Source organism: Hymenobacter daecheongensis DSM 21074 (assembly GCF_900141805.1).
Classification (GTDB): Bacteria; Bacteroidota; Bacteroidia; order Cytophagales; family Hymenobacteraceae; genus Hymenobacter; species Hymenobacter daecheongensis.
Genome location: NZ_FQYN01000001.1, coordinates 96,558 through 117,845, shown reverse-complemented (window position 1 = coordinate 117,845; position 21,288 = coordinate 96,558). Strand labels below are relative to the sequence as shown.

Below are 21,288 nucleotides of genomic sequence, written 5' to 3'. Positions count from 1 at the left end.
TGCGGCGGTTTGCCGCCGGATTTCACGTCTCACTCAGGTGCTATGAAAAAACTGTTTTGCCTGCTGTCGGCCGCTTTCGTGCTGCTCACGGCCACTCCCGCGGCGCAGGCCCAGAAGTTTGGCTACATCGACTCCGAGTTTATCATGGGCAAGATGCCGGCCTACGCGCAGGCCCAGCAGGAATTGAACACGCTGTCGACCAACTGGCAGAAGGAGATTGAGAGCCAGAAAAAGGACCTCGACAAGCTCTACCGCAACTATCAGTCGGAAGAGGTGCTGCTGACGGAGCCGATGAAAAAGAAGCGCCAAGACGAGATTCTGAAGAAGGAGCAGGACGTGAAGGCCTACCAGAACAAGATTTTCGGCTACGAAGGCCAGCTTTTCAAGAAGCGCCAGGAGCTGACTAAGCCCGTGCAGGATCAGGTGTTTGAAGCGGTGGAGAAAGTGGCGAAGAAGAAGCAGTTGGGCATCATCTTCGATAAATCCGGCGACCTGACTATGCTGTACACCAACCCCATTCACGATTACACGGAATTTGTGATGGAAGAATTGGGTTTGGCTTCCGAAGACCGCAACCAGCCGGCCCAGAAGGGGGCCGTGCGCACCGTAACCAAGCCCACCACACCGGCCGGCGACTCTGAGTCGGATGAGGCCCCGGCTCCGGCCCCGCGCAAGCCCGCCACCCGCGCCCCGCGCCCAGGTGCCGGAAAAAATTAACTTTGCTCCCGCAACTCCAACTCTCTGACCGTTTTTCCTTTAATGATTACCATGAACAAATTCCGTCTTGCCCTGATTGCGGCCGTTTTCAGCCTTACGACTACCACCGCGGCCTTGGCGCAAGCTCCGTTGAAAATCGGCTACACCAGCGTGGAATACGTGCTGAGCCAGATGCCGGAAAGCAAGCAGATCGAATCCGATTTGAAGGCTTACAGTTCGCAGCTCGAAGCGCAGTTGAAAAGCAAGTACAGCGACTATCAGACCAAGGCCGAAGCCTACCAGAAGGGCGCTTCCACGATGACGGAAGTAGTGCGGGCCGACAAAGAGAAAGAGTTAACCGGCCTGCAGGGATCCATCCAGGAGTTTCAGCGCAGCGCCGATCAGAGCCTGCAGCAGAAGCAGCAGACGCTGCTAAAGCCGGCCCTCGATAAGCTCCAGAAGACCATTGACGTGGTGGCCGAAGAGAATGGCTACACTTACGTGCTGAATTCGGACGGTGCCAGCCCGGTGCTGCTGCACGGCCCCAAAGACGGCGACATTTCGGACCTGGTGCTCAAGAAAATGGGCATCACGCCGGGTGCCGCCCCGGCTGCTAAAGTAGCCACACCGGCTGCCGCAGCAACCCCGGCCGTACCGGCTGCCACCAAGACCAAGACTAAAACGAAGAAGTAAGCGCCTCGCGCTTTTTTCGGCCAGCAAAGCCGGGGCCCTGGGCTCCGGCTTTCTTTTTTACCTTTTTACCCAACTGCCGCCACCATGACGGACACGGACGACGAAGAACAAGATCTGCCCAACCTCAACCTGCCCGAAGAGGAAGGTGAAGGCGACGAGCTATATGAGCATCACCGCATCAAGGTAGACCGCAAGCAGGAGTTGCTGCGCATCGATAAGTTTCTGATGCGGCGGCTTTCGCACACCTCGCGCACCAAGATTCAGAATGCCATTGAGGCCGAGGCGGTGCAGGTAAACGAGAAGCCGGTGAAGTCGAACTACCGCATCAAGCCGTTCGATGTCATTACCATCACGCTGCCCGAGCCCCCCATCGATTTTCGGGTGCTGCCCGAGCCCATGGACCTCGATATTCGCTACGAAGACGAGTCGCTGCTGATGGTGAACAAGCCGGCGGGGCTGGTGGTGCATCCGGCCTTCGGCAACTGGCACGGTACGCTGGTAAACGGCCTCACGCACCACCTAAACCACCTGCCCACCGGCCGCAACGGCGAAATCCGTCCCGGCCTCGTGCACCGCATCGATAAGGATACGTCCGGTCTGCTGGTCATCGGCAAAACGGAATGGGCCATGACGCATCTGTCCAATCAGTTTTTCCATCACACCATCGAGCGCACGTATCTGGCACTGGTGTGGGGCATTCCGAAGGAAACGCAGGGCACAATTACGGGTAATATTGGTCGCAGCATAAAAGACCGCAAGGTGCAGGCCGTGTTCCCCGAGGGCGACCAGGGCAAGCACGCCGTGACGCACTACAAAGTGCTCCAGACGTTCCAGCACGTTTCGCTGGTGCAGTGCAACCTCGAAACCGGTCGTACGCACCAGATTCGGGTGCATATGAAGCACATCGGCCACCCGCTGTTCTCCGATGCTACCTATGGCGGCCATAAGGTGCTCTACGGCCAGCGCACGGGGGCCTACCGGGACTTCGTGGAGCACGCCTTTCAGGTGATGCCCCGCCAAGCCCTGCATGCCAAGTCGCTGGGCTTCGTGCATCCGCAGACCGGAGCCACCATGCACTTTGAAGTGGAACTGCCCGCTGACTTCGCCGCCGTGCTCAAGCTTTGGGAAAAGTACGGTGTGTAGGAGCAGGAATAGCCTGACCGCCCACTCGGATACAAAAAAAGGCCCGCTACGATTGTAACGGGCCTTTTTACTGAAGCAAGAAGCGTTACTTCTTCTTTACCGGAGCCTTCTTAGCAGGAGCTTTAGTGGCCACTTTATTTTTGCCGGTTATTTCGTTCACAGCTACCGTAGCGTCCTTGTTGCCTGGGTCCAGGGCCAGAACCTTCTGGTAGTAGGGCAGAGCGGCCGCTTTGTCGCTTTTAGTGAAGAGATAATACGAGCCCAGGTAGTTGTTGGCCTCAATCAGGCCATCCTTGTATTTGGCTGGGTCGTTGGCGGTAGCTACCTCAATGTACTTCTCGTAATACGGCTTGGCAGTGCCCAGCTTCGAGGTCGGATCAAGGTAAGTATTCACGTGGGCCCGCATCATGTAGCCCGGCACGTAGGTGGGGCGTGCTACCAGTACCACGTTGTAGAGGCTGTCGGCCTGCGTGTATTGTTTGTTGAGCTCGTAGGCCCGCGCCAGCAGTACGTTGTCGGCCAAGTCGCCTTTGCCATCCTTCATGCGCATCTTATACTGTCCGATGGCGTTCGGGTAGTCTTTCTTGCTCAGATACGCCTGGGCCAAGTCTTTGCGCAGGTCGCCGTTGGTTGGGTCGGCTGCTACGGCCTTCTCCAGCAACGCCACGCCCTGTTCGCCCTTGCCGGATTTCGAGAGCATCTTGGCGTAGTACACATTGTCTTCCTTGAGAACTTTGCCGGCCGGAGCCGTTTTCATGAACTTGTCCATGGCGGCAATGGCCTCGTCGTTTTTGCCGGTTTCATACAGCGAGTACGCCCGCAGCCGGTTCATGGTCAAGTTGTTCGGGTCGCGTGCCAGCACTTTATCAATCTCAACCAGCGCCTCCGGATATTTCTTGGTCAGGAACAGGAACGAAGCGTACTTGGCATCCGTGTCCGGCGTTTTCTCGGCGGCGGCCATGTACTTCTGGAAGCCGGAAAGAGCATCATCGTACTTGCCGGCGTAGAAATACATTTCGGCCAGGTCGCGCTGGGCCGGCGCGTAGCTTGGGTCAAGGCTCAGAGCCTTTTCAAACGACGTGCGGGCTTCATTGTAGTTGCGCGAACGTACGTTCAACTGGCCTTTGCGGTAGTAAGACAGGGCGTCGTTCGGGTTGGCCAGCGAGGCGCGCTCGTAGCTCGACATTGCCTCGCCGCCGCCGGTTTCCTGCTTCAGGTAAATGTCGCCGCGGGCAATCATCAGCGCCGCGTCGTCCTTGCCTTTGTTGGCCTTATGGGCCGCTTCCACGTAGCTCAGTGCTTTCGTGGCATCTTTCACGTCCGACTCGGCGTAGGCCTGCGCAATCATCGTCAGCACCTTAGCATCCTTGCTTTTGGTGAGCTTGGCAGCATTGTCGAAGTGGATTTCAGCCTCTGCGGTTTTGCCTTGCGCCAAAGCCGCCCGGCCCGCTGCTACCAACGACATAGCATCTTTCGGATTCAGCGGAACCCGGTTAAAGTAGTAAGCTGCCGAATCCGGCATGTTGCGCAGCTGATACAGGCGGCCCAACGCAAACGAAGCATCGGCCGACTGCCCTAGCTTAAGCAAAGATGCCCGGGCTTCATTATAGCGCTCCAGCTCAATTGATTTCTGGGCGCTCGTAGTATTCTGAGCAATAGCGGCAGAGCCGGAAACAGACAAGGCAACGAGGAGCGATAGCTTCCAGGGCTTGAAGTTCATGAGCAAAAGGTTTGGTGAAAAAGCGTGTGGAAAGTTAAAGAAAGGCGGCTAAAGCTTATTGGTGTTAATAATTCGCGTTTGGCCGACGGCGGGAACCAGCCCCGATTTCAGAATGATGAGCTGGCCTTTGTTGCCTGCCGCGAAAGATGCAAAACCAGTGCCAAGGCCCGCCCGCGCCTCCCGGCTGATCAGATACACGTCCCGGCGCAGCGGGTAGGTCTTGAGGGCCATGTAGGCCTGATAGGGCTGCACATAATCTTCCGCCTTTTGCGGATTCGGATTGGCACTGATACCGACCACGCGCACCCGCTTCAAAAAGCGCTGCACAGCCTCATCGTCCCGGTCACTGATCCAATTGGCCCCTACTACGCCGATGGCGCTGGGATGTGTAGCAACGTAATCCAGTAAAGCAGGGTTCGATTTGGCCGCAAATACGCGCTGGGTCAGCGCGGCTCCACGCGTCACCGAATCCTGCACGTAGCGGGCGGTGCTGGAGCGGTTGGCATCAAAAACCACGTTGATGGCTCCCAGCTTCTTCTTGCCGCTCACCTGGTTCCAGTCGGCCGTTTTGCCCGTGAAAATGTCACGCAGTTGCGCGATAGTGAGCAGCGAGTCGGGGTTACTGGGGTGCACGATAATGGCCAGGCCATCGGTAGCCAGCTTAATGGCGCGCGGCACCAGCTTAAGGCGGTCAAACTCGGCTGTTTCGGCACCGGTCAGTTGCCGGGCCACTACTATCACGCGGGCTTTGTTGTCAATCAGATCCTGAATTGCGGCCTGTTCAGGCTTGTAAGCGGCCTTTACTTTCGCGCTCTGGTAAAGCTTCTGGAATGTATCGACCTGAGAGGCCAGAATCGGGGCAAATGTTTCGTCTACACTGATGCTGATGCTGCCGCTGGTGGTAGTGTCGGTTTCGGCCGCCGCGCCCGAGTTGCCGACGCTGTTGCAGGCTACCAGCGAAAAGCTGCTTAGCGCCAGCGCCACACCGGCCTTCCACAAATTATTGTTCATCGTCGTAGGTCGGTTTGCGTTTGAAATGCTGCCCGTAAGTCCGGACAAATCTAATGATTCCGTAGAGCAGGAAAACAGTGCCCAGAATACGGCGCGTGCCCAGCGGCAGCGCAATGAGGCCGTGCGCAAGCCAGAGAAAAACGCCCAGCCCCATATAAATCACGGACATCACCAGCAGGAAGTAGGGCACTAGGCGCTGGGGCGATTTGCCCAGACGCTCATCTGTGGTAGGGCGGTTTAGCATACGAAAGTGAAGAAGGAATAAGCCAAGGAACTACAGCATAACGCGAAAATACCAGCAGATTGTTCGCTTTGGTCCTGCGCCCGCTTCAGCCTGAAGCCGGGAGCAGATGCAAAAAGTCAGAAAACAATCGGTTGGGCTCAACCGGCTGTTTTCTGACTTATCAAACACCAATTTCAGCAAATATACTGCTGGCCAGCTATTGCGGGCTATGGCGGCTATTCATACCGAAAAGTAATGGGTAGCGTGTAGCGCACCGCCACCGGATGGCTGTTTTGCCGCCCTGGAGTCCAGGCCGGCATTTCCTTCACCACGCGGGCGGCTTCCTCATCGGTGCCGTAGCCCAGGCCCTTGAGCACCTGCACATCTGATATGGCACCGCTGGCCTGCACCGTGAAAGCCACGAACACCTTACCAGATACCGCACCTGCCAGCGCCTGCCGCGGATATTTCAGATTGCGCTGCATGTACTGCCGCAGCGCATCAGCGCCGCCCGCAAATTCCGGCATCACTTCTACGTGCACGAACGGAGCCGGTGGGGCCGGGTTGGCCGCCTTGCCCGAATCGGAGTGTGGGGCAGTTGCTGGGCCACTGCCAACGTCGAGGCCGGTATCCGTAGCTGCGGGACCTACCGTGGCTCCAGGGTCGGCAAGGCTGCCGGGAGCCAGCGGCTCCTGGGGCTTGGTCAAAGGGTCTTTCACTACCTGCGGCACTCTATCGGCCCGCGGCGTTACCACCACCGTATGTGGCACCTTGAGCCGCGCCGCGGCCGGCTTGGTGGCTTCTTTGGGCGGAGTATAAGGTTCCAGCGTTACCCTTCCTTCTACAGGTATTGGGGGCACCACCACCATAGCCGGCCACAGTCGCTGCACCAGCAGGGGCAGGGCCACCAGCAGCAGGCAAAGCAAAATCGAAATAGTCAGCCCCGTGACCAGATGGCGGCTATAAATGCGGCGCAGCACATAAGCGCCATACGATTGATTGCGGCCTTCAAAAACTATGTCATCCAGCGAAGCGGTGTTCAGGTGCAAGGTGTTCATGGGCATATAGGGCTAAAGGTGAAAAAATGGTCGCAGACACAGATTACCCAAGCCCTAGTTCTACTCCACAACATCTTACTCGCTGGCTTTCAGACTCAAAACGCCCAGACAAACCTAGATAGTATGTAAGCCGATGACATTTTTCAACATAAAAAAACCTCAGACCAGCCCGAAGGCCAATCTGAGGTTTTTAAACAGCACCCGGTTTAGCGGGAGCTAAGTAAGCTTAGCGAATAGCGAAGGTTACAGGCACCGTATACGAAACACTTACGGCCCGACCATTCTGCTTGCCGGGAGCAAACTTCGGCAGGGTTTTGATAACGCGGGCGGCTTCTTCGTCGCAGCCTGCGCCAATACCCTTCTGAATCTTCACATCCGATACCTGCCCGTCTGGGCCGACAACGAAGGCGATGAATACCTTGCCTTCCACCTGATTGCGCAGGGCCAGAGCAGGATATTTGACGTGTTCACCGATGTACTTGAGCAGCGCTTCCTGTCCGCCGGGGAATACTGGCATCTGCTCTACGTAGGTATATACCTTCTGCTCAACTACCTCTGCAACCACCTCGTTGCCTTTGCCTTCCAGACCTTCCAGGTTAGGGTTGTCGGTGTTGCCTTTCACAGTTTCGGTGGCAACCACCTTCTCCTTGAGCTCATCCTGGTCCGGAATTTCCTCCACCTTCTTGATTTCCTCATCCTTCTTCACCACCGGAGGGGTGAACTTGATGGTGGAAAGCTTTGGTGGGGGCGGAGGCGGGGCCTCCGGTGGTGGGGGCGGTGGTGGGGGTTTTGTTTCGTCCAGCGGCGGAGCTTCCATCAGCTCGTTCACCTTCAGCATCTTGTCATCCTTCTTGATGTCATCGTTGCTAAACATCCGCGCGATGAGCGGGAAGCTAACCATGATGGCGAAAATGGCGACTGCAATGAGAAGGGCCCGCGTAACGTGGCTACCGTACAAGCGCCGCAGAACATACGCTCCGTAGGCCTTGTTGCGGCCTTCAAAAACGATGTCGTCGAACGATGCACGCGCCAGTTGCGTGTTATCCATCATTTGCCAGAGGTTTTAATGAGGTCCTCATCCGCTTTTGAGATCTTCACCAACGCATATTTCTTCTGGTCAGTGATGTTCATCTCGTCGAGGATGTCAACCATGTTCTTGTAATTGGACTTATCGGCCGGCTTAATCAGCACCACCGTTTTGGGGTCCCGGCGCTTACGCTCCAACAGTGCTTTACGAATGCCGTCGGCAGCATAGCTGGTTGGTATCAATTCCGGCTTTGCTTCGCCTTCCTTGAGCAGCCCTTCGTAGTAGTACACCTTGTTGCCTTCGTCCATCAGGATGGTGAAAGCATTGGAAGCTGGAAGCTCCTGAGGCGGATCATCCTTCTTCGGCGGCACCGGCATCGTCATCTGCATGACGGTCGGCTTGGCGAACGTAGTGGTCAGCATGAAGAAGGTGAGGAGCAGGAAAGCCAAATCCACCATGGGAGTCATGTCGATTTTGGTCGACATTTTTTTGGCTCTCTTTTTTCCGCCTTTTCCGCCGCCTTTGTCTTGTTGTTGTATTTCGGCCATGGCTCTGCGGGGTTACTTGCCGGCTACGGGCTTGGTTTCCAAGTCCGTAATCAGGTTGAAACGGTTGATGTTCTTATCCTGCAGCAGCTTGATGACTTTCATCACCGTGGGCACGTCAGCTACACCGTCGCCTTTGATGGCAACGTAGGCTGGCTTACCAAACTCCTTGCGGCTGGCAGCCTGCGCCTCTACCACCCAATCAATGAACTGATTGTTGAGCGAGTCGGCCGGAATGCCGGGCTGCTTGATGGTTTTGCGCTGCTCGTTGTCGCGGCTCAGGAAATCGGGCAGCTGCTGCACCGGTACGCCGAAGCTGGACAGGTTGGAGAAGGTCTTTGCCTGGGCCGCCGTGAAGGTGACACCATACTTGGCTCCGACCCGCGACAGCATGGCCATCTTGGGCTTGGCATCATCCATCCCGAAGAATACGCGCTTGTCCTTGTCCACCGAAATCGTAATAACGTGGCTTTCGGGCAGGCGCAGCTCGGAGGTAGATGAGGGCGTGTCCACCACCACCGCTTCCTCGGGAGCAAACTTGGTGGTGAGCATGAAGAACGTCACCAGCAGGAATGCCAGGTCCACCATCGGGGTCATATCCAGCGAAGGGGACGTTCTATGGGGCTTTACTTTGGGCATTTCTGGCGTGGTTAATAGCGATGATTCAGAAACGACACAAACTGCGGTTTAGTGCGCTGGCAGCGAACTAAGCCTGAGTGGTCGTCGTCGTGTGAGCCGTTTCGCCGTGCTGCTGGGCGAAGGTCTGAATGATGCTGAAGCCAGCCTCGTCGATGCTGTAGGTCAGCTCGTCAATCTTGCTGGTGAAGAAGTTGTAGGCTACGATGGCAATGGCCGACGTACCGATACCCAGAGCCGTGTTGATCAGAGCTTCCGAAATACCGTTGGCCAGACCTACGGCATCGGGAGCACCACCCTGCGCCAGAGCGGCGAAGGCCTTGATCATACCGAATACCGTACCCAGCAGACCTACCAGCGTGGCGATAGAAGCCAGCGTGGAGAGGATAACCAGGTTTTTCTCCAGCATTGGCAATTCCAGCGCCGTCGATTCCTCGATTTCCTTCTGGATAGCCAGGATTTTCTGGTCTTTTTCCATGTTACGCTCACGGGCCATCTCCTGGTATTTGCCCAGGCCGGCTTTCACCACGTTGGCTACCGAGCCTTTCTGCTGGTCGCAGGTAGCAATGGCACCGGTGATGTCGTTTACGTTCAGTTTCTGACGGATGGTGCGCACAAAAGTCTCAATGCTCTTGGTGCCTTTAGCCTTGCTGATGGTCAGGAAACGCTCAATCGAGAACGTGAATACCAGCAGGAACATGGTCAGCAGCAGCGGTACGATGGGGCCGCCTTTGTAAACGATGCCGAGCCAGTTGCCGGGCAATGGGTTGTTTGCGTTGTCGCCGCCCTGAAAGTTGCTGCCGTTACCAAACACGAAGAGGTAAACTATAACTGAGACAACAAATGCGAGGGGAATCACGATGGCAGCAAACGCTGACCCACCTTTTGCCTCACCTTTGGGTGCAGCAGGAGCGGCGGGCCGCACGTTCTTGTTCATGGCATTCTTTTGTTCCATTGTTCCGGAGAATTAGTGGTTGGTGGTGAAAGGTTGAATTAAGTAGTAAAAGGTGAACAAGTGAAGTGGACAGGGCCAAAGACGACGGCGGCCCCGCTCACCCGCACGCTCCGCTCCCGAATAAGGCGGCGGAAATCGTGGGTCTGCTCGTGCGCGGGGCCCCTTGCGAATTCAGTCTATCCTTGGCAAACCTAAATAAAAAGCAACGCGCTGCCAAATGGAAAATGCGTTTAAACGCTTTAAAACGGTTTGTGCCTCAAAAAAAGGCTATTCCTACGCTGGTTCAGGTAGCTCAGATGGGGGTAGTTTTTTGGCTTGCTCCCAATAAACATCCATCTGCGCTAAGCTCAGATCTGTGAGGCGGTGGCCTTCGCGGGCAGCCTCGGTTTCCAGAAACTGGAAGCGCCGGATGAATTTACGATTTGTACGTTCCAAAGCCTCTTCAGGGTTGATATTGGCAAACCGGGCGAAGTTGACCAGCGAGAAAAGCAGGTCGCCAAATTCGGCGGTAGCCCGCTCCTGGTTCATTTTGGCGGGGTCAGCGTTGGCGAATTCATCGCCAAATTCGGCCAGCTCCTCCTGCACTTTCTCCCAGACCTGCTCCTGGCGCTCCCAGTCGAAGCCCGCCCCCCGCGCCTTTTCCTGGATGCGCATAGCCTTCACCAGCGCCGGCAAGGAAGTGGGCACGCCGCCCAATACGGAAGAATTTCCTTTCTCTTTCAGCTTCAACTGCTCCCAATTGCGCTTTACGTCTTCTTCATCCTGTACGGTTACGTCGCCGTAGATGTGGGGGTGCCGAAAAATGAGCTTTTCGCACTGCGCGTTGAGCACGTCGGCGATGTCGAACTGGTTGGTTTCGGAGGCTATCTTGGCGTAGAAGGTGAGGTGAAGCAGCACGTCGCCCAACTCCTTTTTCACGTCGGGCAGGTCGTCGCGCAGGATGGCGTCGGAGAGTTCGTAAGTTTCCTCGATGGTGAGGTGGCGCAGGCTCTGCATCGTTTGCTTGCGGTCCCAGGGGCACTCGGCCCGCAGGCGGTCCAGCACGTCGAGCAGGCGGCCGAAAGCGGCGAGCTGGTCGGCGCGGCGGCCGGGCGTAGGGGTTGATATTTCCATTAGTCAAATATACGATACGGATGTTTTTATGGCGGTCCTGCTGGTCGGGAAGGTTCTTTTGCCGGATTTGTGGCCGCTGATTACGGCGCGGCACCGCCTACTTGCGTAGGGAAAGCAGGCGCGTTTCTCTACTTTTGCCGACTCAAAAACTGACCTGACTTGTGGCACTGATTAAATCAATTTCCGGCATTCGAGGTACTATCGGCGGCGCGGCCGGTGAAGGACTGACTCCGCTCGACGTGGTGAAGTACGCGGCTGCCTTTGGCACCTGGGTACTGGACAAAACTAAAAACAACACCATCGTCATCGGGCGCGATGCCCGCATTTCCGGCGAGATGGTGAGCAAGCTGGTGGCGGCCACGCTGCAGGGCCTGGGCATCAACGTCATCGACCTGGGCCTGAGCACTACGCCGACGGTGGAAATGGCCGTGCCGGCCAAAAAAGCTGGTGGCGGCATCATTCTGACGGCTTCGCACAACCCCAAGCAGTGGAACGCGCTGAAGCTGCTCAACGACAAGGGCGAGTTCATTTCGGACAAGGACGGCCAGCAGGTACTGCACCTCGGCGACACCGAAGCCTTCGACTTTGCGCCCGTGACCAAGCTCGGCCAGTACTCCACCGACGACACGTTTCTGCAAAAGCACATCGACGCAATTCTGAAGCTGCCGCTGGTGGATGTGAAGGCCATTAAAGCCAAGAATTTCCGGGTGGTAGTAGATGCGGTGAACTCCTGCGGGGGCTTTGCGGTGCCGATGTTGCTGGAGGCGTTGGGCGTGGAAACTATTGAAAAGCTCTTCTGCGAGCCCACCGGCGACTTCGCCCACAACCCCGAGCCGCTACCCGAAAACCTGCGTGAAATTGCCAAGACGATGGAGAAAGGCTCCTTCGACCTCGGCATTGTGGTGGATCCTGACGTGGACCGCTTGGCGCTGGTGAATGAGGATGGCACCATGTTCGGCGAAGAGTATACGCTGGTGGCCGTGGCCGACTACGTGCTGCAGCAGAGCGGCGGGGGCAACACGGTGAGCAACCTGAGCAGCACCCGCGCCCTGCGCGACGTGACCGAAAAGGCCGGCGGCCAGTACGCCGCCGCTGCTGTGGGCGAGGTGAACGTGGTGACCAAAATGAAGGAAACCAACGCCATTATCGGGGGCGAGGGCAACGGGGGCATCATTTACCCTGAGCTGCACTACGGCCGCGACTCGCTGGTGGGCATTGCGCTGTTCCTCAGTCATCTGGCCAAAACAGGCCTGACCATGACGCGCCTGCGGGGCTCTTATCCGAGCTATTTCATCTCCAAAAACAAGATTGAGCTGACGCCGGAAATCGACACCGATCTGGTGCTGCGCAAGATGGAAAAGCGCTACGCCAAGCAGCCGGTGAACACCATCGACGGCGTTAAAATCGAGTTTGACAAGGAGTGGGTGCACCTGCGCAAGTCGAACACGGAGCCGATTATCCGGATTTATGCCGAATCGGACTCGAATGCCACGGCCGACCACCTGGCTAATAAAATCATTGCCGATATCAAAGAGATTATTTCGGCGTAAGGTGCGAGCGGTTGGCGTAGTATGCCACTCAGATTTCTGAAGGATTCCGGCGGGCCCGCCGGAATCCTTTATTTTTGTGGCGCGCTGTTCACGGCGCTTCCATTTCAACCTGTCCGTATGCTATCTACGCCCGATCTGCACGCATCGGCGGCCGCTCCCATGGCCGCTTACTTCGATAATGCTGCCACCACGCCGCTGGACCCGGAAGTGTTGGAAACGATGCTGCCTTTCATGCGCGAGCATTTCGGCAACCCCAGCAGCATTCATGGGCACGGGCGCAAGGTGCGGGCCGCTATCGAGAATGCCCGCAAAACCATTGCGCACCTACTCAATGCCTCGCCGGCTGAAATTTCCTTCACCTCGGGCGGCACCGAGGCCGATAACTACGCGGCGTTCGGCAGCATTCGCACGCTGGGACTGCGCCACGCCATCACCTCGCCGCTGGAGCACCACGCGGTGCTGCACACGCTGCAGGCGCTGGAAAAAAGCGGCGACATCAAGCTGAGCTACGTGCGCCACGACGCGCAGGGCCGTCTGGATCTGGCGCATCTGGAGGAATTGCTGGCGGCTAATTCGCGCTCCTTCGTGAGCCTGATGCACGGCAACAACGAAATCGGCAACCTGAACGACATTCAGACCATCGGCGACATCTGTGCGCGGCACGAGGCTATTTTCCATACCGATACGGTGCAGACGATGGGGCACTACCGCCACGATGTGCAGCAGTTGAAAGCGCACTTTCTGGTGGGTTCGGCCCATAAGTTTCACGGCCCGAAAGGCGTGGGCTTCCTGTACCGCCGCTCGGGCGTGCAGGCTGATTCGCTGATTCATGGCGGCTCGCAGGAGCGCAACGTGCGGGCCGGTACGGAGAATGTGTACGGCATTGTGGGGCTGGCCAAGGCGCTGGAAATTGCCAGCAGCCACATGGCGGAGCACCATCGCCATATTCAGGGCCTGAAAGACCGGTTTATTGCGCGGCTGACGAGCGAAATCGAGGACGTGGCGTTCAATGGCTGCTCGGCGCTGGCCGATGAGAGCCTGTACACCGTGCTGAACGTGAGCCTACCGGCATCGGAAATGACAGAAATGCTGCTGTTCAACCTGGATATCAACCACGTATCGGTTTCGGGTGGCTCGGCGTGCACCAGCGGGGCCAATGCCGGCTCGCATGTGCTGACGGCCCTGGGCTGCGACCCCAACCGGGGCGCCATTCGCTTCTCGATGAGCAAGTACAATACCGAAGCGGAAGTGGATTTCGCGGTGGAGCAGCTGGCGAAAATGTACCGCAAGGTTTCGGTATAGCCGTTTTCAATACTTGCCATCGGCCCCGCCGCCGCCGGAGCTGCCGCCGCCAAACTCGAAGCCGCGGGGCTGCGGGGTGGGGGCGTGGGCAGTCTGGGCTACTACCAGAGATTCCAGATTGAGCAGCGAATCCTTGTTCTCGTCGCCCTCCGCGGCGGCGCTGAGGCCGTGGCGAGGCGTGCGCAGGTAGCGGAAAGCCCAAACGGTGAGGCTGATGAGTACGGCCCCGGCCAGCGTGGCGGCTATTTCGGGCGGCAGCAGGGCACGGTAGAAGCGGAGCGTGTAGAGCGAAAACGCCAGCGCGAGCAACCCCACAATGAGCCAGGTGCGGTGCGGGCGGCGCAGGCCCACCACGATGTATAGCAGCGGAATACCCGCCGTGAAAAAGTGGAACAGGGGCGCGAACGGCACCTGCCGCGAAACCGTCAGTGCGCTTAGGGCCGCGTTGCCCTCGCGCACCACCAGGTAGTTGCCGCCCAGATAAAACGTAATCAGGGCCAGCGCTTTCAGCAGATCGAAGCAGGGCTTGTAGTACAGATAATCGGGGCGGCGGGCCAGGCGGAGCACCAGCGCGTAGGCCGCCGCGGAAGCCAACATGATGGCAAAAGACAGCACCAACCGCCCGGCCGCGAACTGCAGCAGAAAGCCCGCAACGAGCAGCAGGTAGGTGCAGTAGGTCACGGCCGCCACCCAGCGGTCGGCGTAGCGGATGACGGCAGCCATCAGCAGGCCCAGCGTGGGCAGCAGCGCCAGCAGCAGAAATGGGTTGGTGAGCGAGAAGCTGGCGCGGTACGGAGCCGGTGTGGCTTCGCCGACGGCGTAGAAAACCGCGAAAATCAGGCAAGTCAGGCTGAAATATAGCAGCGCATTGTCGGAGCCTGAATGGTAGAGCTGGGATTCGCGAATGAGGTGTTCGAGCAGAAGTAGGCTGCCGCCAGCACAAAGCAGAGCCAGCAAAATGAAGTTGAAATTCTGAAACCCCAGCAACCCAGGAATAAGACCAGCCGCCGCACAGCACCCAAACAGCGTGAACACGAACAGGCCGACGCGAATAAATACGTGGGGCCGATAATAGCTCAGCGGATACGCGGCCTTGATGGCCTCCATCTGAGGCGCGGAAATCAGCTGTTGCCGCTGCCAGCGGCGGGCCAGCTTCTGCACGGCTTCTGCATAAGGCCAAGCCGTAGGATAGGCTTTTACATTCATGGCTGGCGCAGAATTTTGTGGATATTCTTGAAGAGAAATACGACGCCCGCCGCCGATAGAGGGAAGTAAAGGCTCGCCAAAAACCAGTCTCCGCCCGAAAAGTCCAGCAGCTGAAAGAACCCATACGTCACCACGATGTAGCCATATACCACGCCCATCAGCAGAAACAGGTAGGAATGCGTGCGGCGGGCGTACCAGACCAGAAAGGTGCTGATAGCCAGAATCAGGATGCCCGCCGCGAAGGGCGGGAGCACAGCCCGCTGGTAGGAAAAAAGCGCGGCCGTGGCGGCCAGCAGGGCCAGATTGCTGCCCAGCGAAATGTAGGTGAAGGCGAAGTGCGGCTTGCGGTTTAGCCGTTCGGAAGCCAGCCCCGCGCCCAGCAATAGCAGGCCCAGCAAAATGGCGCTGCCGCTGAGGTCAACGCTGGAAAAGTCGTTGCGCACGAAGGCGGAAGTCGGGGCGATGCTCACGCCCACCCACGCCGCCAGCGCCGTGATGGCCATTGAAAGCACGCCCCGGTGGTCGAACAGGTAGGCTAGCGCGAAAAACAGCACCGCCGGCAGCATTAGCGCCAGCCCGTAGCGCGTGCCGAACACTTGGTACTGGGCCTGCACGTAGCCTTCGAGGGTCAGAAACGTGAGGCAGCCCAGCAAGAGCAGATAATCGGGCAGCACGCCGGCCGGGGGCGCGAGCTGCCAGGTGAAGGGCGCGCGGTGCCGGAAGGCATACAGGAAGCAGGCCAGCAGAATAGTCACCAGCCCGGCAATGATAACGCCGTGGCTCAGCTCATCCAGATGCTGATAGAGCAGCACGCCCAGCCCGCCGCTGAGCAGCACGATGCCCAGATACAGCAGCGTGCGCAGCTCGTAGTGCAGCGAGAAGGGGCGGGTGCGCTCATAGTCGCGGATAGCGGCGGCCTGCGCGGGCGGCAGCAACTCCCTGGCAGTCAGGTCGGCAATTATTTCCTCGCAGGACATAGGCAGCGGCCGGAAGCCAATAAGGTTCGGGTAAACATACCAACTCTCGCGGAATGCGTATCATTCGGCACTGAGCGGCTGCCAATGGGGGCGGCCGCGTGCTAAAACTGGTTTGCTCGCATGGCCGAAATCAACATTCAACGCAAGAAATCCTCGCCCAGCCCCTGGCTGCTCGTGCTGCTGGCCCTGGCCGTATTGGGTCTGATTGCCTACTTCTTTCTGCGCTCCGATACCGGCCCTTCGCCTACGCCCGCTGCCCCGGCGGCCAGCACTACCGCTCCGGTTTCCGATGCGGAGGCTGAAGCCATTGCCCGCGCCACCCCGCCGCCCGCCGATGGCACCAACAACGCCGCCGTAGCCGATATGGCTGCCGAAGAAGCTCCCGCCACCCCCGATGAACTGGCCGCGTTTGCCGCCGAAACCGCCACTCCCGACTACGGCCGCCGCGGTCTACGAATGTTCAGCGCCACCCTCTCCGACCTGGCCGACCGCGCCGACCTGCGCGACCCCGCCGTGAGCGAAAAGCGCAATGACCTGACCAGCGCCACCAGCCGCCTCAATGAAGCCAACGCCAGCCTGAAACCCGGCCTGGTAGCCGTCACGGCTCTGTTGCAGGCTATGCAGCAGAAAGCCTACCCCGACCTGGAAGGCCCGGTGAGCGAGCTGACCGAGCAGGCCCGCCAGCTTTCGGGCCGCCAGACGGCCGCCGATCAGCCTCAGCTGCAAGCCTTCTTCACGAAGGCCGCCGAAATCGTGCGGGCATTGAGCGAATCGGCCTCCTGAACCAGGTAGCTCAGTGCTGAATTATTGACATAACGCCCCGCTTTTCATGGAAAATACCACTATTCCCTCTGCCGATGGCATGCACCTGCGCCGCCTGCGCGACCTGACCGAGTTTGAAGTGGCCGATGGCAACCCCGACGTGCGCGGCTGGTCGGTGCGGGGCGGCGACGGCAAGAAGTTCGGCGAAGTGTTCGAGTTGATTGTGGACTCCCAGGCCTTGAAGGTGCGCTACCTCGATATTGAGCTGGATGCCGCGCTGCAGATTAATGAGCACGAGCGCCACATTCTGCTGCCCATCGGCGTGGCCGCTTTGGATGAGGATGGCGACAACGTATTCGTGACCTCACTTACCCAGGAATCGGTGCTGGAGTACCCGCCCTACGTCGAAATCCAGATAACCCGGGAGTACGAAGAAGCCATGTTGCGCTCTTTGAAACTGCCGCTGCCCGCTGCCGGCCCCGGCAGTTTCTACGACCAGGATTCTTACAACGACCAGCGCTTTTATCAGCGCCGCCGGCTGGGCGAGGGCAGCTAAACAGCTTTGGTGCGGCGCTTTTCAGTCAGTGCCGATCAGTTGAACGGCGTAGCTGAACAGCCGCTGCGCGACGACAGATTTGTAGTAGTAAACGCAGCTGCACAAAAAAGCCGCGAAGCGGTGACAGAGCCGCTCGGGCGTTTCTGCCACCGCTTCGCGGCTTTCACCTTTTTTCTGCTTCGATTCTACAAATCTGCCGCCGCGCTGCGGCTGTTCCGCGGCGAGAATTAATTCTCCTTCACCATCCCCACCACGGCATCCACCCATTGCGGATGCGAGTTCAGCGAAGGCACCAGTTGCCAATGGTTGCCGCCGGCTTCTTCGAATAGCTCCTTGAACTCGGAGCCGACTTCGATGGTCGTTTCCAGGCAATCAGCGACGAAGGCAGGGCTGAAGGCCAGCACGTTTTTGAGGCCTTTGGCGGGCATTTCCTTCAGCACTTCGTCGGTGTAGGGCTGCAGCCATGGGTCGCGCAGGCGGCTTTGCAGGCGGCTCTGGAAGGCTACCGTGTACTGCTCCGGCGAGAGTCCCAGGCCGGCGGCCACCAGACGCGAGGTTTCGAAGCACTGGGCGCGGTAGCAGTAGCGGTTGTTCTTGTTGTAGCTGGCGCAGCAGTTGCCTAGCTTGCAGTAGCCGTTGTGGCTGCCCTTTAGCACGTGCCGCTCCGGGATGCCGTGGTAGCTGAACACGATGTGGTCGTAGTCACGCTTGGCCATTTCGGCCTTGCCCAGCGTGACGATGGTGCCGATAAAGCCCGGATTATCGGTAAACGTGCTGATGAAGCTGATGCTCGGCACTACCCACCACTTGCTCACGAGTTCCATCACCTTCTGCTGCACCGAGCCTGTGCTGGCCGCCGCATACTGCGGAAACAGCGGCAGCACGATAATGCGCTCCACGGCCGCGTCGCGCAGCTCCGCCAGCGCCTTCTCAATGCTCGGGTTCTGGTAGCGCATCCCGAACGCCACCACGTAGTTCGGGCCCAGCTGCTCCTGCACTTTCTTCTGCAGGTCGAGGCCGTGGAAAAGCAGGGGCGAGCCGCGCTCCGTCCAGAGCTCCTGGTAGATTTTAGCCGATTTCGGGGCCCGCAGCGGCACAACCAGCCCGCGAAACAGCGGGTAGCGGATAGCGGCCGGCATATCCACCACGCGGCCATCGGTGAGGAATTCATTCAGGTAGCGCCGCACGTCGGGCGTCTGGGGCGAGTCGGGCGTGCCGAGGTTGACGAGCAGCACGCCGATGCGGCGTTGGGCGGAGGCGGGAGCGGACATAAACGGAGAATAACACAAAGGGCCGCTGCGCGACCGGAGAATCCGGCCGCCGGCAAACGACGGGTAAGGCGGCTGCAAAGGTCGCACAACGCGCGGCGAAGTGAAACTTTGCAGGGCAGACAATCTTGCTGGCCGCTATGTTTTAGGATCTATCGGAGCGGCGGCGTAAAAGTCGTACCTTTGCGGGCCCAATTTCAGAACTGGAAATGACGACTGAACCTAAACCGCACCGTGCTGGCTTTGTGAGTATTATCGGCAAACCCAACGTGGGCAAGTCGACGCTGATGAACGCGCTGATGGGCGAGCGGCTCAGCATCGTGACCAGCAAGGCCCAGACCACGCGCCACCGCATTCTGGGCATCCTGAACGGCGACGACTTTCAGCTGGTGTACTCCGACACGCCCGGCATCATTCAGCCCAAATACGAGCTGCACAACGCCATGATGTCGTTCGTGTACTCATCGTTGGAAGATGCCGACGTGGTGTTGTTCGTGACGGACATCTACGAAAAGCACGACGAGGAGCCGGTAGTGGAGCGCCTGCGCAAGATGGTGGACACGCCGATTCTGCTGCTCGTCAACAAAATCGACCAGGCCGACCAGGCCGTGGTGGAAGCCAAGGTGGACTACTGGCGCGAGCAACTGCCCAACGCGGCCCGCGTATTGCCCATCTCGGCGCTGGAAAAGTTCGGCACCGGCGAGCTGCTCGACCTGATTCTGGGCTACCTGCCCGAGCATCCGGCCTATTACCCCAAGGATGAGATGACCGACAAGCCGGAGCGCTTCTTCGCCGCCGAAATGATTCGGGAGAAGATCTTCAAGCTCTATAAAAAAGAAGTTCCGTATAGCTGCGAGGTCGAAATCGAGGAGTTCAAGGAGGAAGAAACCATCATCCACGTCCGGGCCGTCATCTACGTGGAGCGGGCCAGCCAGAAGGGCATCATTATCGGGCAGAAAGGCGCGGCTTTGAAGAAAGTTGGCATCTGGGCCCGCGAGGAAATGGAGAAGTTCTTCAACAAGCAGGTCTTCCTCGAAACCTACGTCAAAGTCAACGAAAACTGGCGCACCGACCCCAAAGCGCTGAATAAGTTTGGGTATAAGCAATAATGGTGAGTTGGTGACTTAGTGATTTAGTGAGTTTGCTGTTCGGCTTGCGCCATATGCGCAGCTAGAGCAGCAAACTCACTAAATCACTAAGTCACCAACTCACCACTTTCCGACCTCACATTCACTTAACTACTCCGGGCACTGCCGAACTTGGTCGGGCCGGCGGCTGGAGTCAGACGTATGAAGAATACCATTGCCATTGTGGGGCGCCCGAACGTGGGCAAATCCACCCTTTTCAACCGCCTGGTTGGCCAGCGCAAGGCCATCATGGACAACCAGAGCGGCGTAACCCGCGACCGGCACTACGGCTACGGCGACTGGATCGGGAAGCACTTCACGGTCATCGACACCGGCGGCTACGTACACGGCTCCGACGACGTGTTCGAGGAAAGCATCCGCCGCCAGGTAAAGCTGGCCATTGATGAGGCCGATGTGGTTTTGTTCATGGTCGACGTGGAAGCCGGTATGCACGGCCTCGACGAGGAGTTTGCCAACGTGCTGCGCCGCTACCAGGGCAAAAAGCCGATTTACATCGTTGGCAACAAGGCTGATACCAACGCCCGCGCCCACGCGGCCGGCGAGTTCTATGCCCTCGGCGTGGGCGACGGCGACATCTTCACCATCAGCTCGCAGAGCGGCTCCGGCACCGGCGATTTGCTCGATGCCGTGGTGTCGCACTTCGAGGATCCATGGGAAGAAGTGCAGGACGAAGGCCTGCCCAAGATTGCCGTGGTCGGCCGCCCGAACGTGGGCAAGTCGAGCTTGGTAAACCTGCTGCTGGGCGAGGAGCGCACCATCGTGACCGATATTGCCGGCACCACGCGGGATGCCATCAAGACGCGCTACAACGCCTTCGGCAACGAGTTTATCCTGATTGACACCGCCGGATTGCGCCGCAAGACCAAGGTGAAGGAGGACATCGAATTCTATTCCGTGCTGCGCTCCATCCGGGCCATGGAAGAGTCCGACGTCTGCATCGTGATGCTGGATGCTACCCGCGGCATTGAGGCTCAGGACGTGAACATCATCGCCCTGGCCGACAAGAACCGCAAAGGCATCGTGATTCTGGTGAACAAGTGGGACCTCATCGAGGATAAGGAAACCAACACGACCAAGAAAATCGAGGAGGAAATTCTGGAGAAGATTGCGCCAATTGCCTATCCGCCCATCATTTTCACCTCCGTTACGACCAAGCAGCGTGTGCACAAGGCCATTGAAACGGCCATTCAGGTGTATGCGAACAAGACCAAGAAAATCCCGACTTCGCAGCTGAACGAGGTGATGCTGCGCGCCATTGAGGAGCACCAGCCACCATCCGTGAAGGGTAAGATGGTGCGTATTAAGTACGTGACGCAGCTGCCCACGCACAACCCGGTGTTTGCCTTCTTCTGCAACCTGCCCCAGTACGTGCGCGACTCCTACGTGCGCTACCTGGAAAATCGCCTGCGCGAAAACTTCGGCTTCGAAGGCGTCCCGATTGGCGTTATTTTCCGCAAGAAGTAAACTGGCATTACCTATTATCAGCCCGTCATGCTGAGCTTGTCGAAGCATCTCTACCGCTTCGTTGAGTTACCACCCAAACGGCGTGGTAGAGATGCTTCGACAAGCTCAGCATGACGGGCTGGTGGCTGAGGATACCAAAAGGGCGAAATATTTTTCTCCCGCGCCGGGTTACCTTCAGTTGAGGTTAGTATAAACCCCTGAATTTCGCGGCGAGCCGCTTACTTCACTCCCAATC

22 protein-coding genes are annotated in these 21,288 nt (G+C 58.3%); 10 read left to right on the top strand and 12 right to left on the bottom strand.

Annotated features, from left to right (window positions below; all coding sequences use genetic code 11):
* Positions 1-42 precede the first annotated feature (42 nt).
* The 3 genes from BUB62_RS00550 (at position 43) to BUB62_RS00540 (ending at position 2,532) form a co-directional block, all read left to right on the top strand.
* On the top strand, positions 43-717 hold the full coding sequence (locus BUB62_RS00550; protein WP_073104847.1) for an OmpH/Skp family outer membrane protein: 675 nt from the start codon (positions 43-45) through the stop codon (positions 715-717).
* Positions 718-768: 51 nt separating this feature from the next.
* A complete protein-coding gene (locus tag BUB62_RS00545) occupies positions 769-1,389 on the top strand; it encodes an OmpH/Skp family outer membrane protein (protein ID WP_073105917.1) in 621 nt (206 codons plus the stop codon).
* Between the two features lie 84 nt (positions 1,390-1,473).
* A complete protein-coding gene (locus BUB62_RS00540) occupies positions 1,474-2,532 on the top strand; it encodes an RluA family pseudouridine synthase (protein WP_073104844.1) in 1,059 nt (352 codons plus the stop codon).
* 85 nt (positions 2,533-2,617) lie between these two features.
* On the opposite strand, the gene BUB62_RS00535 is transcribed toward BUB62_RS00540, so the two are convergent.
* The 9 genes from BUB62_RS00535 to mazG all read right to left on the bottom strand — a co-directional run bounded on the left by BUB62_RS00535 (position 2,618) and on the right by mazG (position 10,820).
* Complete coding sequence (locus BUB62_RS00535) at positions 2,618-4,120, bottom strand: tetratricopeptide repeat protein (protein WP_159437378.1); 1,503 nt, start codon at positions 4,118-4,120, stop codon at positions 2,618-2,620.
* 180 nt (positions 4,121-4,300) lie between these two features.
* Positions 4,301-5,263 (bottom strand): PstS family phosphate ABC transporter substrate-binding protein, encoded by a 963-nt coding sequence (locus BUB62_RS00530; RefSeq protein ID WP_073104838.1) that lies wholly within the window; start codon positions 5,261-5,263, stop codon positions 4,301-4,303.
* On the bottom strand, positions 5,253-5,507 hold the full coding sequence (locus BUB62_RS00525) for a hypothetical protein (RefSeq protein ID WP_073104835.1): 255 nt from the start codon (positions 5,505-5,507) through the stop codon (positions 5,253-5,255). The genes BUB62_RS00530 and BUB62_RS00525 overlap by 11 nt, the downstream gene beginning before the upstream one ends.
* Before the next feature lie 215 nt (positions 5,508-5,722).
* Positions 5,723-6,544 carry an energy transducer TonB gene (locus BUB62_RS00520; protein ID WP_159437377.1) on the bottom strand — a complete coding sequence of 274 codons (822 nt, stop codon included), beginning with the start codon at positions 6,542-6,544 and terminating at the stop codon, positions 5,723-5,725.
* A 226-nt stretch (positions 6,545-6,770) separates the two neighbouring features.
* Entirely contained in the window at positions 6,771-7,595 is an 825-nt protein-coding gene (locus BUB62_RS00515) for an energy transducer TonB (protein ID WP_234988443.1), read from the bottom strand.
* Complete coding sequence (locus BUB62_RS00510; protein WP_073104829.1) at positions 7,592-8,119, bottom strand: ExbD/TolR family protein; 528 nt, start codon at positions 8,117-8,119, stop codon at positions 7,592-7,594. The genes BUB62_RS00515 and BUB62_RS00510 overlap by 4 nt, the downstream gene beginning before the upstream one ends.
* 12 nt (positions 8,120-8,131) lie before the next feature.
* Positions 8,132-8,755 (bottom strand): ExbD/TolR family protein, encoded by a 624-nt coding sequence (locus BUB62_RS00505; protein ID WP_073104826.1) that lies wholly within the window; start codon positions 8,753-8,755, stop codon positions 8,132-8,134.
* 67 nt (positions 8,756-8,822) lie between these two features.
* Positions 8,823-9,707, bottom strand: coding sequence for a MotA/TolQ/ExbB proton channel family protein (locus tag BUB62_RS00500; RefSeq protein ID WP_084538712.1), 885 nt, complete (start codon positions 9,705-9,707; stop codon positions 8,823-8,825).
* Positions 9,708-9,980: 273 nt separating this feature from the next.
* Positions 9,981-10,820 (bottom strand): nucleoside triphosphate pyrophosphohydrolase, encoded by an 840-nt coding sequence (gene mazG / locus BUB62_RS00495; RefSeq protein WP_073104823.1) that lies wholly within the window; start codon positions 10,818-10,820, stop codon positions 9,981-9,983.
* Positions 10,821-10,981: 161 nt separating this feature from the next.
* On the opposite strand from mazG, the gene glmM reads away from it, so the two are divergent.
* Positions 10,982-12,370, top strand: coding sequence for a phosphoglucosamine mutase (gene glmM / locus BUB62_RS00490; RefSeq protein ID WP_073104820.1), 1,389 nt, complete (start codon positions 10,982-10,984; stop codon positions 12,368-12,370).
* A gap of 159 nt (positions 12,371-12,529) precedes the next feature.
* Complete coding sequence (locus BUB62_RS00485) at positions 12,530-13,672, top strand: cysteine desulfurase family protein (protein ID WP_073105911.1); 1,143 nt, start codon at positions 12,530-12,532, stop codon at positions 13,670-13,672.
* Positions 13,673-13,678: 6 nt separating this feature from the next.
* Here BUB62_RS00485 and BUB62_RS00480 read toward each other — a convergent pair whose 3' ends face one another.
* Together BUB62_RS00480 and BUB62_RS00475 are read right to left on the bottom strand one after the other, a co-directional pair.
* Positions 13,679-14,878 carry a hypothetical protein gene (locus BUB62_RS00480; RefSeq protein ID WP_073104817.1) on the bottom strand — a complete coding sequence of 400 codons (1,200 nt, stop codon included), beginning with the start codon at positions 14,876-14,878 and terminating at the stop codon, positions 13,679-13,681.
* Complete coding sequence (locus tag BUB62_RS00475) at positions 14,875-15,855, bottom strand: DUF2157 domain-containing protein (protein WP_073104813.1); 981 nt, start codon at positions 15,853-15,855, stop codon at positions 14,875-14,877. The genes BUB62_RS00480 and BUB62_RS00475 overlap by 4 nt, the downstream gene beginning before the upstream one ends.
* A gap of 120 nt (positions 15,856-15,975) precedes the next feature.
* Between BUB62_RS00475 and BUB62_RS00470 the strand changes: the two genes are divergently transcribed.
* From BUB62_RS00470 to BUB62_RS00460, 3 genes are read left to right on the top strand one after another with little or no spacing between them, the layout of a single operon-like run.
* The gene (locus tag BUB62_RS00470; protein ID WP_073104810.1) at positions 15,976-16,638 is read left to right on the top strand and encodes a hypothetical protein; all 663 of its coding nucleotides are present in this window, start codon (positions 15,976-15,978) and stop codon (positions 16,636-16,638) included.
* A 46-nt stretch (positions 16,639-16,684) separates the two neighbouring features.
* Positions 16,685-17,173, top strand: a complete 489-nt coding sequence (locus BUB62_RS00465) for a PRC-barrel domain-containing protein (protein ID WP_073104807.1) — start codon at positions 16,685-16,687, stop codon at positions 17,171-17,173.
* Between the two features lie 6 nt (positions 17,174-17,179).
* Positions 17,180-17,404, top strand: a complete 225-nt coding sequence (locus tag BUB62_RS00460; RefSeq protein ID WP_143163967.1) for a hypothetical protein — start codon at positions 17,180-17,182, stop codon at positions 17,402-17,404.
* Here BUB62_RS00460 and hemH read toward each other — a convergent pair.
* Complete coding sequence (hemH, locus tag BUB62_RS00455) at positions 17,401-18,444, bottom strand: ferrochelatase (RefSeq protein ID WP_073104802.1); 1,044 nt, start codon at positions 18,442-18,444, stop codon at positions 17,401-17,403. The genes BUB62_RS00460 and hemH overlap by 4 nt on opposite strands.
* A gap of 206 nt (positions 18,445-18,650) precedes the next feature.
* Here hemH and era point away from each other — a divergent pair, with 206 nt between their 5' ends.
* Both era and der read left to right on the top strand, forming a co-directional pair.
* A complete protein-coding gene (gene era / locus BUB62_RS00450; protein WP_073104799.1) occupies positions 18,651-19,550 on the top strand; it encodes a GTPase Era in 900 nt (299 codons plus the stop codon).
* 180 nt (positions 19,551-19,730) lie between these two features.
* Complete coding sequence (gene der / locus BUB62_RS00445) at positions 19,731-21,053, top strand: ribosome biogenesis GTPase Der (RefSeq protein ID WP_073104796.1); 1,323 nt, start codon at positions 19,731-19,733, stop codon at positions 21,051-21,053.
* The last annotated feature ends 235 nt before the right edge of the window (positions 21,054-21,288 follow it).

What these genes read in the sequence shown, in the direction of transcription:
- BUB62_RS00550 (WP_073104847.1), top strand. Translation starts at nt 43, where the DNA reads ATGAAAAAACTGTTTTGCCTGCTGTCGGCCGCTTTCGTGCTGCTCACG.
- BUB62_RS00545 (WP_073105917.1), top strand. Translation starts at nt 769, where the DNA reads ATGAACAAATTCCGTCTTGCCCTGATTGCGGCCGTTTTCAGCCTTACG.
- BUB62_RS00540 (WP_073104844.1), top strand. Translation starts at nt 1,474, where the DNA reads ATGACGGACACGGACGACGAAGAACAAGATCTGCCCAACCTCAACCTG.
- BUB62_RS00530 (WP_073104838.1), bottom strand. Translation starts at nt 5,263, where the DNA reads ATGAACAATAATTTGTGGAAGGCCGGTGTGGCGCTGGCGCTAAGCAGC.
- BUB62_RS00525 (WP_073104835.1), bottom strand. Translation starts at nt 5,507, where the DNA reads ATGCTAAACCGCCCTACCACAGATGAGCGTCTGGGCAAATCGCCCCAG.
- BUB62_RS00520 (WP_159437377.1), bottom strand. Translation starts at nt 6,544, where the DNA reads ATGAACACCTTGCACCTGAACACCGCTTCGCTGGATGACATAGTTTTT.
- BUB62_RS00515 (WP_234988443.1), bottom strand. Translation starts at nt 7,595, where the DNA reads ATGATGGATAACACGCAACTGGCGCGTGCATCGTTCGACGACATCGTT.
- BUB62_RS00510 (WP_073104829.1), bottom strand. Translation starts at nt 8,119, where the DNA reads ATGGCCGAAATACAACAACAAGACAAAGGCGGCGGAAAAGGCGGAAAA.
- BUB62_RS00505 (WP_073104826.1), bottom strand. Translation starts at nt 8,755, where the DNA reads ATGCCCAAAGTAAAGCCCCATAGAACGTCCCCTTCGCTGGATATGACC.
- BUB62_RS00500 (WP_084538712.1), bottom strand. Translation starts at nt 9,707, where the DNA reads ATGGAACAAAAGAATGCCATGAACAAGAACGTGCGGCCCGCCGCTCCT.
- mazG (WP_073104823.1), bottom strand. Translation starts at nt 10,820, where the DNA reads ATGGAAATATCAACCCCTACGCCCGGCCGCCGCGCCGACCAGCTCGCC.
- BUB62_RS00485 (WP_073105911.1), top strand. Translation starts at nt 12,530, where the DNA reads ATGGCCGCTTACTTCGATAATGCTGCCACCACGCCGCTGGACCCGGAA.
- BUB62_RS00480 (WP_073104817.1), bottom strand. Translation starts at nt 14,878, where the DNA reads ATGAATGTAAAAGCCTATCCTACGGCTTGGCCTTATGCAGAAGCCGTG.
- BUB62_RS00475 (WP_073104813.1), bottom strand. Translation starts at nt 15,855, where the DNA reads ATGTCCTGCGAGGAAATAATTGCCGACCTGACTGCCAGGGAGTTGCTG.
- BUB62_RS00470 (WP_073104810.1), top strand. Translation starts at nt 15,976, where the DNA reads ATGGCCGAAATCAACATTCAACGCAAGAAATCCTCGCCCAGCCCCTGG.
- BUB62_RS00465 (WP_073104807.1), top strand. Translation starts at nt 16,685, where the DNA reads ATGGAAAATACCACTATTCCCTCTGCCGATGGCATGCACCTGCGCCGC.
- hemH (WP_073104802.1), bottom strand. Translation starts at nt 18,444, where the DNA reads ATGTCCGCTCCCGCCTCCGCCCAACGCCGCATCGGCGTGCTGCTCGTC.
- era (WP_073104799.1), top strand. Translation starts at nt 18,651, where the DNA reads ATGACGACTGAACCTAAACCGCACCGTGCTGGCTTTGTGAGTATTATC.
- der (WP_073104796.1), top strand. Translation starts at nt 19,731, where the DNA reads ATGAAGAATACCATTGCCATTGTGGGGCGCCCGAACGTGGGCAAATCC.